The 16686-nt window shown below is 69.9% G+C and carries 13 protein-coding genes and 1 pseudogene; 6 read left to right on the top strand and 8 right to left on the bottom strand.

The features are described 5' to 3' along the window. Positions 1-286: 286 nt before the first annotated feature. The 4 genes from ACIBW9_RS18485 to ACIBW9_RS18470 form a co-directional block, all read right to left on the bottom strand. The gene (locus ACIBW9_RS18485) at positions 287-919 is read right to left on the bottom strand and encodes an arylsulfatase (protein ID WP_398956186.1); all 633 of its coding nucleotides are present in this window, start codon (positions 917-919) and stop codon (positions 287-289) included. Positions 920-957: 38 nt separating this feature from the next. Further along, positions 958-1311 (bottom strand): GNAT family N-acetyltransferase, encoded by a 354-nt coding sequence (locus ACIBW9_RS18480; protein ID WP_398956185.1) that lies wholly within the window; start codon positions 1309-1311, stop codon positions 958-960. 36 nt (positions 1312-1347) lie between these two features. Beyond that, on the bottom strand, positions 1348-1767 hold the full coding sequence (panD, locus tag ACIBW9_RS18475) for an aspartate 1-decarboxylase (protein WP_115910693.1): 420 nt from the start codon (positions 1765-1767) through the stop codon (positions 1348-1350). A gap of 302 nt (positions 1768-2069) precedes the next feature. Continuing rightward, a complete protein-coding gene (locus ACIBW9_RS18470; protein WP_398956182.1) occupies positions 2070-2261 on the bottom strand; it encodes a hypothetical protein in 192 nt (63 codons plus the stop codon). A 1034-nt stretch (positions 2262-3295) separates the two neighbouring features. On the opposite strand from ACIBW9_RS18470, the gene ACIBW9_RS18465 reads away from it, so the two are divergent. After that, positions 3296-5311 carry a glycosyl hydrolase gene (locus ACIBW9_RS18465; protein ID WP_398956180.1) on the top strand — a complete coding sequence of 672 codons (2016 nt, stop codon included), beginning with the start codon at positions 3296-3298 and terminating at the stop codon, positions 5309-5311. Between the two features lie 372 nt (positions 5312-5683). Here ACIBW9_RS18465 and ACIBW9_RS18460 read toward each other — a convergent pair whose 3' ends face one another. Next, positions 5684-6745: a hypothetical protein gene (locus ACIBW9_RS18460; protein ID WP_398956178.1), complete on the bottom strand. Its 1062-nt coding sequence runs from the start codon at positions 6743-6745 to the stop codon at positions 5684-5686. Positions 6746-6912: 167 nt separating this feature from the next. On the opposite strand from ACIBW9_RS18460, the pseudogene ACIBW9_RS18455 reads away from it, so the two are divergent. Then, positions 6913-7011: pseudogene (locus ACIBW9_RS18455) on the top strand (transposase); the annotation flags it as partial. A gap of 245 nt (positions 7012-7256) precedes the next feature. Here the strand turns inward: ACIBW9_RS18455 and ACIBW9_RS18450 are convergent. Beyond that, positions 7257-8696 carry an NAD-dependent succinate-semialdehyde dehydrogenase gene (locus ACIBW9_RS18450; RefSeq protein ID WP_398956176.1) on the bottom strand — a complete coding sequence of 480 codons (1440 nt, stop codon included), beginning with the start codon at positions 8694-8696 and terminating at the stop codon, positions 7257-7259. Between the two features lie 264 nt (positions 8697-8960). Next, a complete protein-coding gene (locus ACIBW9_RS18445) occupies positions 8961-10229 on the bottom strand; it encodes an aspartate aminotransferase family protein (RefSeq protein ID WP_398956174.1) in 1269 nt (422 codons plus the stop codon). A 276-nt stretch (positions 10230-10505) separates the two neighbouring features. Between ACIBW9_RS18445 and ACIBW9_RS18440 the strand changes: the two genes are divergently transcribed. Next, the gene (locus tag ACIBW9_RS18440) at positions 10506-12188 is read left to right on the top strand and encodes a PucR family transcriptional regulator (protein WP_398956172.1); all 1683 of its coding nucleotides are present in this window, start codon (positions 10506-10508) and stop codon (positions 12186-12188) included. Between the two features lie 187 nt (positions 12189-12375). On the opposite strand, the gene ACIBW9_RS18435 is transcribed toward ACIBW9_RS18440, so the two are convergent. Continuing rightward, positions 12376-13137: a FadR/GntR family transcriptional regulator gene (locus tag ACIBW9_RS18435; protein ID WP_398956170.1), complete on the bottom strand. Its 762-nt coding sequence runs from the start codon at positions 13135-13137 to the stop codon at positions 12376-12378. Between the two features lie 308 nt (positions 13138-13445). On the opposite strand from ACIBW9_RS18435, the gene ACIBW9_RS18430 reads away from it, so the two are divergent. The 3 genes from ACIBW9_RS18430 to ACIBW9_RS18420 are packed head-to-tail and all read left to right on the top strand — an operon-like array spanning position 13446 to position 16682. Next, a complete protein-coding gene (locus ACIBW9_RS18430; RefSeq protein WP_398956168.1) occupies positions 13446-14807 on the top strand; it encodes an ABC transporter substrate-binding protein in 1362 nt (453 codons plus the stop codon). Next, a complete protein-coding gene (locus tag ACIBW9_RS18425) occupies positions 14804-15718 on the top strand; it encodes a carbohydrate ABC transporter permease (RefSeq protein WP_398956165.1) in 915 nt (304 codons plus the stop codon). Before ACIBW9_RS18430 ends, ACIBW9_RS18425 begins: the two co-directional genes overlap by 4 nt. A 55-nt stretch (positions 15719-15773) precedes the next feature. Continuing rightward, complete coding sequence (locus ACIBW9_RS18420) at positions 15774-16682, top strand: carbohydrate ABC transporter permease (protein ID WP_398956163.1); 909 nt, start codon at positions 15774-15776, stop codon at positions 16680-16682. The last annotated feature ends 4 nt before the right edge of the window (positions 16683-16686 follow it).

Genomic DNA, 16686 nt, shown 5'->3' with positions numbered 1-16686 from the left:
CTCCGGACCCGGAGGGGCGGGCGGGGTGGGTTCCGGGCCGGGTGGTGCCGGTGGGGTGGGCTCCGGGCCGGGCGGTGGCTGGGGGTCGGGGACCGGCGACGGGTACGGGTCCGGCGGCTGCGGGCCCGGACCAGGCGTGGGGCTCGGCGGTACGGGGTCGGGGTGTGGATGGGTCATGGTGTCCTCCGGCCAGTCGGTCGAGGTCGGCTCTGGACTACTGCCCCGCGTACCCGACGGCCGCCTTCGCACTCACCCGCCCGCAGGACGGCACGTCGTCCAGCCGGGCCTACCCGGCGCGCACCGCCCGGGCGCCCGCAGCGAGGCCGGAACGCGGGCTGGACAGCACCGGGATCGCTGTGCTGGTCAGGTGCTGGGCCGGGGCCATGGAGCCCTGGGCGAGGACGATCGCGTCGGCGCCGGTGACCGCATCGGCCGCGGCCGCCACGAGACGGGCGCAGCCCTCGCCGTCACCCGCCGCGAAACGGTCCCAGGCACCCTCGACGAGCCGGGTCCGCACCTCCACGGGCCGTCCGGCGCGGCGTGCCTCGTCCTCGGTCAGGGCCACCGTCGGCCCGAAGGTGCTCTCCACGCCGGCGAGCACGACGATCCGCGAACCGGCGGCCACCGCGGCCGCCGCCATCGGACGGTCGCTGCGCAGCACCGGCACACCGGGGGCGGCCGCCTCCGCGACGCCGCCGATGGTCGAGCAGGTGCACAGGACGGCCCGCGCACCGTCTCCGACCGCCTCGTCCAGCGCGGCCCGCACCTCGTCCGCCACCGCCTCGGGCCCCTCCCGGCGGGCCCGGGCCAGCAACTCCTCATCGACGAAGTGCCGCAGTTCCAGGCCTTCGTGATCCTCGTCGCGCAGGGCCTCGAAGACGGGGATGTGCGCGGGCGAGGTGTGCAGGAGGGCGAGCATGCGGGCGACAGGCCTTTGTGAGAAGGGATACGGCGGGCTCAGAAGCGACCGGGGTGCGCCACCAGCCACTCCTTCGCCGCCCGCAGCAGCTCCGGGTCGGCGGCCGGCGCCTCGTCGGGGTGGCGTTCGGCCCACTTGGTGACGTACGGGCACAGCGGGGCGACGACGACGCCTTCGCGCCCGGCGATGGCGTACAACTCACGCGCCAGCGAACCCGCGATGCCCTTCCCCTCGTGAGCCGGTTCCACGATCGTGTGGACGGGGACCAGGGCGGGCCCGGGAGCTTCGAGGACGAAGTACTCGATGTGGCCGACGACCTCGCCGTCCGTACCGTCGCCGAAGGCCTCCAGGCGGCCCGCCGCCCGGTCGTCGCGGATCTCGATGTCGCTCATGGGCACGCTCCTGGTTCGAGGGGGGCGGAGTGCGGATCAGGCCGGTACGGCCTGCGGGCTGCGCTCCTGGTCCGAGCCCGGTACCGGCTCGGACGGGTCGGCACCCAGGGCCACGATGCGGTTGTCGCGGTCCACGTGCACGACGCGGGGTTCCAGCGCCCGCGCCTCGGCGTCGGTCACCTGAGCGTAGCTGATGATGATCACCAGGTCGCCGGGATGGACGAGATGGGCGGCGGCCCCGTTGATCCCGATCACACCGGAGCCGCGCTCACCCTCGATGACGTACGTCTCCAGACGGGCGCCGTTGGTGATGTCGACGATGTGCACGAGCTCACCGGGCAGCAGGTCGGCGGCGTCGAGGAGATCGGCGTCGATGGTCACCGATCCCACGTAGTGCAGGTCGGCCTGGGTGACGGTGGCGCGGTGGATCTTGGACTTGAACATGGTACGCAACATCGGGGCACTCCCACAGGTAGGCTCCCTGCCTGCGTTTTTGCAGGTCAAGGGCTGTTTCCACACCTTACAGCGAGTCGCATGTCCGGGCAGCTTTCCCCAGGTTTTCCAGGACTCATGCTGACCGGATGCTGACTTTCCTGACGGTGCATCAGGCGTCGGGAGGAGCACTCGGGGTCGCCCTCACGCTCCCGGGGCGCCCCTCACGAACGGCCGCGATCAGCGTACGCAACGGCTCCCGAAGACTCTCGTGACGCTCACCACAGCAGGACTCGACCACCCGACATCAGGTCGAACAAGATCCGTCATCGACCCGCATCCTGGAGGAGACGGGACGCGGGGACGCGCTCTCCCCGCGAGGAGCGGCCCGCGAGGCCGGACGAGCCCGCCGGGGCCTTCCAGGTCTTCCCGTCGTAGGTGAAGGCCGGCCCGGTGACCGAGGTGGTCATCGGCAGCCAGGTGCCGTCGCCGTCGACGATCGGGTCCATGGAGGTCACCCAGTCGACGATCTTGCGCTCGAGATTTCACGCTCGAGATCGCAATCTGACACAAACCCCCAACACGCCATCGGGGATGCCCCGGACGTCTTCGCCGCCCAGGAGCGAGAACGCCTTCGGGCCAAGACAAGCCAAACTCTTTCTTTCTTCCTCAACCTCTAGTCAAATAGCGCCACTTGAAGCACACGTTGTCGTGCGTTGCGGATGTCCCTGACCAGGACCCCATCGACCTGCAGCCGACCGCGTCACGGGAAGGACCCCCACAAGTGACCTACAGCCCCTGGATGCTCAGGGCAGCGGCGACCGGTGTCGCCCTTGCAGCGGCGGCAACCACGTTCTCGGCCTTCGCGGTGGCGCAGGCCACGAGGGCGCACCGACGGCGGCCGTGGACCGGCACGATCCGATGGACCACGCCGAGCACGACCACGACCTGGCGCCAACACCGAGATCGTCAAGGAGTCCAGGGACGGCTCCACGATCTTGCTCAAGGTCGGCCCCGCGGTGAAGTACGCACTCCGACCGGAGAAGCCGCGACCGGCCGCAACCTCGGACAGAGCCGTCGCCGGCCCCCACGGCAACCCGATCACCTGGGCCCTGACCACCCTTTCCGACTCCTCATCCCCGTCGGAGCCCACGGGGATGACATCACGACCGATGCAGTCCTCGCATCGTGCCCACGCTCGTCGTCTTCCTGTTCCTCCAGCGCTGCACCTGCGACGGGTCCGCGCGAGGCGCCACGAAGCAGTCCGGGCCCGGTTCACGGCTCTGGGCCGCAGACCTGCGAGTGGAAGACGGCTCGTCCCCCGGAGTACGACGACTGTTCGACGGCCGACTGAGCAGGCCGAGCAGCCGCCTGTCCACAGCTACCTGAGTCCCCCCGGCCCGGCATACGACTACGGCGACCAGCCGCCGTACCCGACGACGCCTGGCGCCGCCGACGGGGGCGGCCCACGACACCCCTCGGGGCGGTGCACCCCGGCCCCCGGGGGTCACCTCCCCTTGGCGAGAGATCGCCACGTCAAACGGAGACACACATGCCCAGCTCTCCCCTGAACCGTCGCACGTTCATCCTCCTCGGTGCCACAGTCGCCGCGGCAGCCGGCGCCCGGACCTCGGTGGCCGCCGCGGCGACCTCCCCCACGGCGCTCGCCGGCGCGCCGGCACCGGTCCGGATCGTCGACGACAAGGCGACCCCCGCCACCCGCGCGCTGTTCGCATACCTGAAGCGGCAGCAGGGCAAAGGCATCCTGTTCGGTCACCAGCACGACCTCACCTATGGCTTCACCTTCACCACCCCCGACGGCAAGGCGTCCGACACCAGGGCCGCGGTGGGCGACTACCCCGCAGTCTTCGGCTGGGACACCCTCATCCTCGACGGCGACGAACGCCCCGGCGTCGAGGGCGGGACCGAAGCCGAGAACATCGCCGCGCTCAGCCGGTGCATCCGGCAGGGGGACGCCCGCGGCGGGATCAACACCCTCAGCGCTCACCTGCCGAACTTCGTCACCGGCGAGAACTTCTACGACACAACGGGCCGAGTGGTCAGCCAGATCCTTCCCGGAGGCGCGAAGCACGCGGACTTCAACACCTTCCTCGACCGCGTCGCGAAGGCGGTCAAGGGCGCGCGGCGGCCGGACGGCACCGCGATCCCGGTCATCTTCCGCCCCTTCCATGAGAACAACGGAGGCTGGTTCTGGTGGGGCGCCGGCCACACCACCTCGGCCGAGTTCATCGAGGTGTTCCGCTACACCGTCGAGTACCTGCGCGACACCAGGGGCGTCCACAACCTGCTCTACGCCTATTCGCCCAACTCGAGTTTCGGAGGCGACCCGACCGGTTACCTGAAGACCTACCCCGGCGACCGTTTCGTCGACATCCTCGGCTACGACTCCTACGACGAAAACGCCGGACCGACCCCCTGGCTGGACGGTGTGGTGAAGGATCTGGCGATGGTGGTCCGGCTGGCGAACGAGCGAGACAAGGTGCCGGCCTTCACCGAGTTCGGGGAGGGCGGCACCGAGGTCCGCAACCTGGAGTGGTTCACCCAGCTGCTGCAGGCCGTCAAGGCGGATCCGCTGGCCCGTGAGATGACGTACATGCTCACCTGGGCCAACTTCGGAGGCACCAAGCGTGCTTATGTCCCGTACCCGGGCCACGTCCTGCTGCCGGACTTCGTCGCCTACCACCAGGACCCCTACACCCTGTTCGCCGCCGATCTCCGAGGGGTGTACTCCGCTCGCACCACCGCTGTCCGGAACGCCCCGTTCATGCACCTCGTTACCCCTACGGACCGGCAGCGCGTAGCGGCCTCCAAGACCACCGTCCGGGTGCGTGTCACACCCGCGAGGGCGAGCCGGGTCACCTACTGCGTGAACGGCGGACGCGCCGGACGGCTGTGCCTCGACGCCGACGGCTTCTACTCGGGCGACTGGTCGATCGACCCGGCCTTGCGGAACAACCGCTCGGTGGCCCTCACCGTGAGCGCGCGGGTGGACGGCAAGACGCTCACCGACTCGGCCGTGGTCCTCCTCGGTGAGGTCGCACCCCTGCCTGCCGGCTGGGTCGACGACTTCGAGGGATACGCCGGAGACGATGTCGCCCTGAGCCAGGCGTACACCCATGTCAACTCCCACACCCTCACCCTGTCCGCCGACCACAAGTCCTCGGGCTCCTACGGACTGGCCTGCGCGTACGACTTCACCGGCGCCGAGTTCACCGGCACAGGCAAGCCGGTCGACGCGGACTGGTCCGCCTTCACGTCCCTTGCGCTGTGGCTGCAGGGCGACGGTTCCGCAAACGGCGGGGCGTTCCAGGTCGTCGCCGGCGGAGTCGATTTCTGGTACCAGGTTCCGCTGTCCGACACGAGCGGGCAGGAGGTCAGGGCACCCTTCAACGAGTTCACGCCCGCTCCCTGGGACACCGCACACTCCGGAGCCGTGCTCGACGCGGCTCACCTCGCCAAGGTGACGGCGTTCAATCTGTACCTCGTCCATGGGAGCGGCGCGGCGACCAAGGGCATCGTGTACGTGGACAACATCAGGGCCGAATGACACACCGGCACGCGGTAACCCCTGCCGAATGACACACCCGGCGCGTGGTTACCGCCGCCCGAGTCCCCTTGCGTTGCCCGACAGGCCGAGCGCGAAGAGGCCGCGGCCAGCAGGCCGCCTGCGTGAGACGGAGGGCTGGAGCAGCGGTGATCGCCAAAAGCACGGCGCCCTGGCGTACTCGGCTCCGCCGGACGCGTCCGGCGCACCCTGCCACCACTGCCGACCCGCATCCGTCCATTCCGTCGCTCGACAACGACGTACTCCCAGTTCAGCACGGCCTGTCGAACCACCGCTCATCAACTCCCGCTGCCTCACCTCGTCCGGGGACGGTGTATCCGGCCCGGCGCCGGCGGTGATTGCCTCCGTGCCGAATCAGTCCGCGGCCAGGACGCGCACAGGGGCGATCCGGGTCAGGGTGCGGATCGGAACGGCCAGCGCCGCGCAGACCAGGCCGGTCGAGACGAGGATCGCCGTCCCCGCCGCGGCGGCCACCGGCAGCAGGTGCCCCGACAGGACTCCTTCGCCCAGTGCGAGGACGGTGGCCAGCCCGGCGGCGGCGCCCGTGAGGCTGCCGAGCAGGGCCAGGCCGAGGCCCTCGTAGAGGGTCGGGATCGGGGCGCGGCCGCTGTCCTCGCCGCTGCAGGTCTTGTGTCCCCCGCAGTTGGTGGAGGCATGGTCGGCGACCGTGCGGTACTGGGTGCCGGCGTTTTCCTCGGGAACGTCGGACAGCAACGCCGAGGTCCCCTCGAGGTTGTTCTTCCAGACGTCGGCGGGCTGCTGCGGCCGGGACCGTGCCACCAGGCCGTCGGCAGTGACGCCGTAGGCGACCGGACCGACGGTCCAGTAGCCGCCGGTGTCGAAGTTGACCGCGCGGTCGACGGAGCGGAAGGCCTTGTCGAGGTCGGCGCCGACGGTGCCGACGGTCTTGCCCCGCAGTGCGGTGACGAACCGGTGGGCGGCCGGACTGCCGAGCTTGCCGGGCAGCTGGCCGGGGTCGCCCGCGTCGAGGCGTTCCACGCTCGCCGTCAGAGTCGTGGAGGTCAGGGCGTGGCTGCTGAGCATGACCGGCACCTGGTAGTCGTGCTGGCGGCTTGCCGCCGGGCCGCTGTCGAAGGGGTCGGGGCCCCACACGGGGCGGTCCTTCGAGGTGAGCATCCGGCCGGAGGTGACCGTGTCGCCGAGGCCGACCAGCCGGTCTTCGGCTTCCGGATCGACGGCGGACAGCAGCACCGGGAAGGTGACCGGGATCTCCGCCGAGGCCTTGCCCTGTCCTGACCGGCAGGTCATCCTCGACCGCGCGTCCAGGTCGAAGGCGGACGTCGGTACCGGGTTGTAGCCGGGTTCGGCCTGGGGCGTCAGGGTCTTGCCGTCAGCGCCCGTCGTCGTATCGCCCACACCAAGGCCGACCTCGAACTCCTCGACACGGCCGCCCAACGCCTCGCCCCCATCACCCACCACCAAAAAGCCGCAGCCCCACAGGCCGACACCCGCGAGGCGGAGGGCCGCCAGGGGGCCTGACGGCTCTGAGACACGGCGCCGACGACGCAGGCACCAGGCTCGCGTCGATCACTGCACACGAGGCGGACACAACCTCTGAGCCGCTGACCGACGCGGGCGCGGTCACCGTGGCCATTCCCCGCGACCGCAACGGCTCCTTCGAGCCGCAGCTCGTGCCCAAGCACGCGAGGCGGCTGGCGGGGTGCAGATCCTCTCCCTCCTTGAAGAACGACCCCATGCCACGGGCGAGCTGTCGGGGCACGAATGAACCCTCCGGGTGGGGTTGGGGGACGCCCCTGGCCGGGTCACTCCCCGGCCCGGAGGTCAGCAACGCCAGGACGCCACACTGCGGAAATGACCAAGCGTTAGATCGTGGACCTGAACAGGGCGCGCAGCATGAGGAACATCGCTGCCCTCCGGGACGGAGGGATTCAGGGAGTCGCCCCCGTCATCGCACGGGCACCGCGAGGTACTGGTACTCCAGGAACTCCTCGATGCCGACCCGGCCGCCTTCGCGGCCGAGCCCGGACTGCTTGACACCGCCGAAGGGTGCGGCCGGGTTGGAGACGAGGCCGGTGTTCAGGCCGACCATGCCCACCTCCAGGCGTTCGCTGACCCGAAGCGCCCGGTCCAGGCCCTCGGTGAACAGGTAGCCGACCAGGCCCCAGGGGGTGTCGTTGGCGCGGCTCACGACCTCGTCCTCGTCGTCGAAGGTGAGGATCGCCGCGACGGGGCCGAAGATCTCCGTGTCCATCAGGCGGCTGTCGGGGGCGACGTCGGTGAGGACGGTCGGGGGGTAGAAGCAGCCCGGCCCTTCGGGGGTGCGGCCACCGACCAGCACCCTGGCGCCGCGGTCCACCGCGTCGGCGACCAGTTCCTCGACCTTGGTGCGTCCGGCCCTGTCGATCAGCGGGCCGACGTCGACGCCGCCCCTGGTGCCGGGGCCGACGACGAGGGCGCCCATACGTGCGGCGAGCCGCTGCCCGAACTCCTCCGCCACCGACCGGTGCACGAAGAAGCGGTTCGCGGCCGTGCACGCCTCGCCCATGTTGCGCATCTTGGCGACCATCGCGCCGTCCACGGCCGTGTCCATGTCGGCGTCGTCGAAGACGATGAACGGCGCGTTGCCGCCCAGCTCCATCGACGTCCGTACGACGGTGTCCGCGCACTGCGCGAGCAGCAGCCGGCCGACGGCCGTGGAGCCGGTGAAGGAAAGCTTGCGAATCCGCCCGCCGCGCAGGAGCGGTTCGCACACCTCCCCCGCACGGGAGGTGGTGACGACGTTCAGTACGCCGTCCGGCAGCCCGGCCTCCTTGAGGATCGCGGCGAGGGCCAGGCTGGACAGAGGGGTCTGCGGGGCCGGCTTGAGGACCATCGTGCAGCCCGCCGCGATCGCCGGGCCGATCTTGCGGGTGCCCATCGCGAGGGGGAAGTTCCACGGGGTGATCAGCAGGCAGGGGCCGACCGGGCGGCGGGAGAGCAGCATTCGGTTACGGCCGTCGGGGAGGGTTCCGTAGCCGCCGTCGATGCGGACCGCCTCCTCCGAGAACCAGCGGAAGAACTCGGCGGCGTAGGCCACTTCGCCGCGCGCCTCCGCCAGCGGTTTGCCCATCTCGGACGTCATCAGGTGGGCGAGTTCGTCGGTGCGGGAGACGATGATCTCGTGCGCGCGGCGCAGGATCTCACTGCGGGCCCTGGGCGCCGTGCGGGCCCATTCCTGCTGGGCGTCGACGGCGGCGTCCTCCGCACAGCGTGCGTCCTTGGGGCCCGCGTCGGCGACTTGGCAGAGGATCTCGCCGGTCGCGGGGTCGTCCACCGGCATGGTGGCGCCGGTCGCGGCGTCCACCCAGGCACCGCCGATGAACAACTGCGTGGGGGTGTCGGTCATGAGGTCTCTCCTGCTCGGTCGGCACTGGGGTCGAGTAGTTCCGCGAGGTGCAGGGCACGGACGCCTCGGTCACCGGCGAGGTGGTCGATCTGGGTGGCGCAGCTGAATCCGTCGGCCACGACGACGGTCCGTGTGGTTTCGTCGAGGTCCTCGAGGCGGGGTAGGCGTAGGAGCCCGTGGCCCCCGGGCCGGTCTCCACGCGCAGGCCGGGGGCTGTCTCGGCGAGCGACGCGATGAGTGGCTCGAGGGCCGTGGTGGTGCCGGTCATCGAACCGAGGCTCCCGATGTCCCGGCCTCCACCGCGGTCGCCCACGCCATGAGACCCTCGTCCACCGCCGTCTCGTCGATCACCAGTGCCGGGATCATGCGCACGACCTGGTTCCAGGCCCCGCACAACAGCAGGAGCAGTCCCTCGTCGACGGCGGCGCGCTGTACCCGGGCGGCGGTCTCCGGGTCGGGGCTGCCGTCCTCGGTGACGAACTCGGTGGCCAGCATCAGCCCGAGGCCCCGCACGTCCCCGATGCCGGGGGTGCGGTCGGCCACCGTCTCCAGGCCCTGCCGAAGCCGTGCCCCCATCGCCTCGGCGTTCTCGACGAGCTTCTCGTCGCGGACGACGTCGAGGGTGGCGCAAGCGGCCGCGCAGGCGACGGCGTTGGCACCGTAGGTGCCGCCCTGCGAGCCGGACCACGCCTTGCTCATCAGTTCCTCGGAGGCGGCGATGCCGGACAGCGGGAAGCCGCTGGCCAGGCCCTTTGCGGTGATCAGGATGTCCGGGGTGACGCCGAAGTGCTCATGGCCCCAGAAGCGGCCGGTGCGGCCCACGCCTGTCTGCACCTCGTCGAGGATCAGCAGGAAACCGTGCCGGTCAGCGCGCTCCCGCAGCCCTTCGAGAAAGGCACGGGTGGCGGGCACGTACCCGCCCTCGCCGAGCACCGGCTCGACGATGATCGCGGCCGTGTCGGCGGGCGAGGAGATCGTCTGGAGCGTGTAGTCCAGCTCCTTCAGGGCGAAGCGGGTCGCGGTCTCCTCGTCCCAGCCGTATCGGTACGCAGACGGGAACGGAGTGACGACGACACCGCTCATCAGCGGGGAGAAGCCGGACCGGAAGCGGGTGCCGGAGGTCGTCATGGAGGCGGCGGCGACCGTACGGCCGTGGAAGCCACCGTGGCAGACCAGGATGTTCGGCCGACCGGTGGCCTGCCGGGCCAGCCGCAGCGCCGCCTCCACCGCCTCGCTGCCGGAGTTGGTGAAGAACAGGCTGTCGAGCCCCTCCGGCAAGACCTCGCCCAGCTTGTCGACCAGCCGCTGCAGCGGCTGGTGCATGACTGTCGTGTACTGGCCGTGGACGAGGGTGCCCACCTGTTCCTGGGCGGCCGCTACGACCTTGGGGTGGCAGTGCCCGGTGCTGGTGACGCCGATGCCGGCGGTGAAGTCGAGGTAGCGGCGGCCGTCCTCGCCGTAGAGGTGGACGCCCTCGCCCCGGACCGCCACCACGGGCGTGGCCTGGCGAAGGTGCGGCGACAGTGCGGTCATGTTCATCTCCCGGCCGTGTCTGGTGGGTTGCGTGACCTGCGTGGTCCGCTCTGCACTGCGAGCATCCCGGCCGTCTTCCGGTGCGACAACGCGTGATGTGTCCACTCAGGGAACCGCGACCGGACGTTGTGTCAACCTCGTCGGCGGACAGACCCAGTCCCTCGCCGCGGCAGCCGCTGTGGAAGGCCTCTTGCGCAGGTCAGCAGCGCTTGTCAGAGTGACCGGGCACTCCCCGAGCTCGGCCCCGTTCGAGCAGGGGATCCCCAGGGAGACACCGTGAACGACAACCGCCCTACGGATCGTCCAGCGGAGAGGGACGACCTCGCCACCACGGCCACCGGCCACGCGCCCACGGTCGCCGATGTCCTCGCGCTTCCCGTCCTGGCCGCCGGTCAACCCCAGGTCGTCACCGGCGTCACCCACCTCGACCGGCCGGTCCGCTGGGTCCACATCACCGAACTGACAGACCCCGCCTCTTTCCTCAAGGGTGGCGAACTCGTCCTGACCACCGGCATGCCCCTGCCCGACGACCCCGCGGGCGTGCGCCGGTACGTCGACGAACTCGCCGATGTCCGAGCGGCCGCCCTGGTGATCGAGCTCGTACGGCGCTATCACCGCCCGCCTGAAGCGCTCGTCCGCGCCTGCCGTGCCCGCGGCCTCCCGCTGATCACCCTCGCCGAGGACGTCAACTTCCTGGAGGTCACGCAGGTCGTGCACTCCCTCATCCTCGGCAGCCAGGCCGAGGCGATGCGCCGGACCCAGCGCATCCACGAGGCGTTCACCGCGCTGACTCTGCGCGGGGCGGGAGCGGAGGAGGTGGTGCGCGCGGCGGCCGAGATGAGCGGCCACACGGTCGTCCTGGAGAACCTGATGCACCAGGCACTGATCTGCGAGCCCTCCGGCAGCACCGTGGAAGAGGCACTCACCAGCTGGGAGCAGCGTTCCCGAGCGATCCCTCACGACGAGTCAGAAACCGGCAGCGACGGTACGACGGACTGGCTCGTCGCCTTCGTGGAGTACAAGGGTGAACGCTGGGGCCGGGTGGCCATGCTCCCGGCCGGAGCCGACGGGCCGGCGTTCGGACCGGAGCACTTGACCGTGCTGGAGCGGACGGCGATGGCCCTGACCGTCGCCCGCCTCATCCACCCCACCCCCTGGGAACGCACAGCCCACCGGAACGCCCTGCGCGACCTGGCCGGACAGCGCCACCACTCCCCCGCGGACGCCCGCGCCCGCTTCAGCGCACTCGGCCTGCCCACCGAGAACAGCCGGTACCGTGCGATCCTCGTCGACCTCGGCACGGCGGACGGGGGTGCGGTGCTGGAGGCACATCTGTCCCAAGAGCTGCGGGCCACGGGGACTCGGGCACTGGTCGGCGAACTTGCTCCCGGCCGAGTCGGTGTGCTGCTGGCCCTGCGCCCCGGCCAGCCGTGGCGACCTGTCGTGCAGGAGTTGAGCAATGCCGCACGGGAGCCGGCACCACAGGCGATCGTGACCGTCGGCTCGGAGGCCACGGATCTCCACGACAGCGCCCGCTCCTTCCGCGAAGCGTCCCGCGTGGCGGAGGCCACCCCGCCCGGCCAGCCCCTCCCTGCGGACCGCTCCTTCCACGAGCTGTCCGACATCGGGCTGCGCCGCCTCCTGTACGCACTCCGCGAGGACACCCGTATCCAGGAATACGCCCAACGACGGCTCGGCCACCTCATCGACCACGACATCCGGCACGGCACCGATCTGCTGACAACCCTGCGTCACTATCTGGACGTGGCGGGGAACAAGACGACGGCCGCCCGCCGTGGCGGGCTGTCGCGGGAGACCGTCTACCAACGACTGCGCACCATCGAACGCCTCCTGGAGTGCGACCTCGAATCCGGCGAGCAGCGCACTGAACTGCACGTGGCGCTCACCGCACTCGACGTCGTCAGATTCCGCGCAGCAGGCGGTCATGGACCTAGGTGACCAGGCGTCATACGCCGGGAACAGCTGCTTCTCCCGCGTCGAGGACCAGTGGCGCGGTTACGTGGTCGACGACCCGCACCGCGCCTGAAGACGAGTGGCACGCGCCCGCTTCCCGGGCGGCGACGCCGAGCAGTACGGGATGGGACCGGGCGGTAGCCGCCCGGTCCCATCGCCGCGTACCCGCGGGTCATCCGAACAGGCGGCGCTGGATCTCCCGCCGGTAGTCCTCCAGCGTCCGGTCGAGGTGCACGGCGGTGGCCTCTGCGGCCTCGTCGGGGCGGCCGTCGCGAATGGCGCGGTAGATCGCCTCGTGCTCCTCCACCGCCGCCGGCGTCCCCTCGCCGAAGGCGTCGTGGATGCCGATCGCGCTGGACTGGCGCTGCAGCCGGCGGGCGTCACGCACCGCACTGCCGAGGAACGTGTTGTGCGAGGCCGCGGCCACCGCCTCGTGGAAGTCGTCGTCGGCCTGGTTGAAGACGCCGACCTCGCCATGGACGTACCCGTGCCGGCACTGCTGCATGGCGACCTCGAGGGCGCGCAGTTCGGCGGGCGTGGCCCGGGTGGCAGCGAGTCTGGCGGCGGCCGTCTCCTGCACCCTTCGGAACTCGAACAGCATGAGCACGTGATCCAGGTCCACCGGACGGAAGAAGCCTCCCCAGCGACTGGCGACCAGCATGCCGTCGTCGTTCGCGACGAACAGTCCGCGCCCCTTGTGCGCCCTGACCCGGCCGAGCGCCGAGAGGACCTTCACGGCTTCCCGAACCACCGCCCGGCTGGTGTCGAGCCGCTGAGCCAGGTCGTTCTCCGTGGGCATCCGGTCACCCGGGGCCAGGCGGGCCTCGGCGATGAACTCGAGGATCCGCTCCGCCACGACCTCGTATCCGGGCCGGTAGACGCGCCGCTCGTCCGCGCCGTTCACCACCACTGCCACGGCGGGCGTGTCCTTCATATGTACTGCCTCCGGGGGACTGCGAGGACGGTGACTGATCGGCCCTGAAGCCGCGGTCATCGTACAGCAGAGCAAGATAAGTAGTACTCATCAAGCAGGCCTCAATCCAAGAGATCGATTCCGTTTGCCGCGTAAATGCCGATTCAGCAGCTCGTGACGCCTCGAATCGACTCCACATCCTCCGCACGCTGTTCCAAAAAAAGACATACTCACCTCTTGACGGGCTTCGTGATGTGGCGGCTAATTTCTTCCGCAGCGGTAATGACAGAGCCGCCAGCCGCCCTCATGGAAACCCAGTGGAGTCGCTCATGTCCGTCTACAAGCCTTCGGCCGACCAGGAGACAGGGACCAGCAGGAGAAGCGCCGCGGTGCTGGCCGGTTGTGCGGCGACCGTGCTGCTCACCATGACCGCCTGTGGGGGCGGCACCACCGGCGGCACCACCAAGGACGGATTCACCCAGGCCGCCCAGGACAAGGGGGCGTTGACCGTCTGGGTGGACGCGACCCGCATGGCCGCCGCGAAGCAGTACCAGGCGTCGCACCCGGGCGTGAAGCTGCACATCGTCAGCTACGACGGTGACGCCAACGGCTCGAACTACCTCCAGACGAAGGTGCAGTTGTTCAACCGCACCGGAAAGGGCTGGCCGGACGTCGTCTTCAGTTCGCAGAACAACGAGGCGAGCTGGGCGGTCGACGCGGGCTTCGCGGCGCCGCTGAACAAGGGCCTGATCCCGGAGGCGACCCTCGGCGGGTTCGCCAAGGGTGCCAACGACGTCTGCACGGTGGACGGGACCCTGTACTGCCTGCGCAACGACCTCTCCCAGGCGGTGCTCTGGTACAACGAGCCGCTGCTGAAGCAGTTCGGCTACAAGGTGCCGACGACCTGGGAGGAGTACCAGGCGCTCGGTGAGAAGGTCGCCAAGGAGCACCCCGGCTACCTCGTGGGCGACGCGGGTGACACCTTCACCCCGGAGATCTACCTGTGGGCGAGCAAGTGCGGTGCCAACCACATCACCGGCCCGAAGGCCGTGTCGGTGAACACGACCAGCGAGGCCTGCACCAAGATGGCCAAGCTGCTGGACGTCCTGATCAAGAACAAGTCGATGTCGATCAGCGGCGTCTTCAGCACCGACTTCGCCAAGAACGAGGCCCACAAGGTCCTGCTGATGCCAGGCCCGGCGTGGTACGGCGGCGCGGTCTTCCAGAGCGGGCTCAAGACCCCGGCCAAGCAGATCGCGGTGGCACCCATCCCGCAGTGGCAGGGCGACACCTCACCCTCCACCGGCAACGTCGGCGGCGGCACCTGGCTGCTGTCCAAGCACTCCACGCACCTCAAGGCGGCCACCGACTTCCTGAAGTGGGTCACCACCGACAACGCCTACCAGGGCGCCAAGGCCCCCGGCTTCCCTGCCTACGCACCCGCCGCCGAGAACTGGCTGAAGGCGCAGGCCGCCTCCGGCTACTACGCCGGTGACCTCACCGCCCTCAAGGACGCCGCCTCGCAGGTGTGGTCCGACTGGGGTTCGGGCCAGTTCAGCCAGGAGGCGATCTGGGCCGCCACCGTCAAGCCCGGCCTGACGCAGGGCAAGACCATCGAATCCCTGTTGCCCGCCTGGCAGGACTCGATCGTCAAGTACGCCCAGGCCGACGGATACAAGGTCTCCAAGTGACCCTCACCCAGTCCTCGGCCGGCGCTGTCCGGGGGCGCCCTCGCGGCGCCTCCCGGCAGAGCCGGGCCGGCGTGGCATTCGTCGCCGGTTACGTACTGCTGCTGATCGCCTTCGGTGTCCTTCCGACCTGCTACGCGATCTACTTCGCGTTCACGGACGCCGGGGGTGCGGTCACGGGCCTCTCCAACTTCGTCACCACGGCGAGGGACTTCCGCTTCGTCGACTCCCTGGGCCATGTGGCCCTCTACCTGGTCTTCTGGCTGCTGTCGCTCGTGGTGTTCGTGGTCGTCCTGGCGCTGCTCCTGCACCGGCTGTCCTCCGGGCCGCTCAGCCAGGCGCTGCGCTTCCTCTACTACATCCCCGGCGCTCTCGCCGGCGCCGCGAGCGTCCTGGTGTGGCTGTTCATGCTCGACCCGACGGTCAGCCCGGTCAGCTCCCTGCTGGACACACTGGGCTTCCACACCTTCGGCGAGGTCATCGCCCCCGGAAACCTGGCGCTGCTGTTCACGATCATCGCGTTCTGGACCGGCGCGGGCGGCTGGATCGTCGTCATGTACGGCGCGCTGAACAACATCCCCAGGGACGTCATGGAGGCCGCCCGCATCGACGGCGCGAACGGCTGGCAGACCGCCTGGCACGTGCAGATCCCCATGCTCCGCAAGTGGATCGTCTACATGGTGATCCTGGCCTTCGCCGGCGGCGCCCAGCTGTTCGTCGAGCCGCAACTGCTCTCCCTCGCCAGCACGGGCGTGGCCGGCCGCGACTACTCGCTCAACCAGCTGACGTACGACTTCGCCTTCCAGATGAACAACATCAACGGCGCCGCCGCGGTCTCGGTGGAACTCCTGGTCGTGAGCGTGTCGGTCGCCGGTGTCTTCGTCGCACGATCGGGGTTCTTCGATGCCGACTGACACCCGACCCACTCCCCCTGCCACCGCCCCACGCACGGAACGGGATGCGAACGTCATGAGCCGAACCCGGCACGGGGAACGACGGAAGCGCCGCCGCCCCCCGCAGCACGTGGCCTCCCGGCTGCTGGCGGGCTCGGTACTCACCGTCTTCGTGGTGTTCTTCGTGCTGCCGGTGGTCTGGCTGCTGCTCGCGGCGACCAAGACCGACCAGCAGCTGGTCCACGACAACCCGCTGTCCTTCGGGTCCTGGCACGCGCTGACGGCCAACTGGCACGCGCTCACCGCCTTCCAGGACGACGCCATCCTGCTGTGGCTGCGCAACTCCGCGCTCTACGCCGCGATCTCCCTGGTCATCACGCTCTGCCTGGCCATCCCGGCCGGATACGCCCTGGCGATGACCGAGTTCCGCGGCCGGCGCACGCTGCTGATCGCGACCCTGGTCGTGATGCTCATGCCGAACGCCACACTGGTGGTACCGCTGTTCCTGGAGATCAACGCGGTGCACCTGATCGGCACCATGTGGTCGGTCATCCTGCCGTACTCGTTCTACCCGTTCGGCGTGTACCTCACCTACATCTACTTCACCACCGCCGTACCCAAGGACCTCCTGGCCGCGGCACGGATGGACGGCTGCTCCGAGTTCGGCGTCTTCCGGCACGTGGCGCTGCCGCTGGCGACCCCCGTCATCGCGCTGGTCGGGTTCTTCAGCTTCGTCGCCAACTGGACCAACTACTTCCTGCCCTACGTCATGCTCCCCGACAGCGACCAGATGCCCATCCAGGTCGGCGTCGGCAGCCTGCTCAGCAACGTGCCGTCCTTCAACCCGACCGTCGGCGCCCTCGCCATCCAACGCCCGCAACTGGCCCTGGCCACGCTGGTCGCCATCACACCCGTCCTCGTCGTGTTCCTGTTCGCCCAGCGCTTCCTGGTCAGCGGAATGCTCGCCGGCGCCACCAAGGAGTGACCGC

Origin of the sequence: Streptomyces sp. NPDC049541 (genome assembly GCF_044465725.1) — a bacterium.
GTDB lineage: Bacteria > Actinomycetota > Actinomycetes > Streptomycetales > Streptomycetaceae > Streptomyces.
The sequence above is the reverse complement of the archived record's forward strand: the minus strand, read 5'-3'. Positions and strand labels throughout refer to the sequence as shown.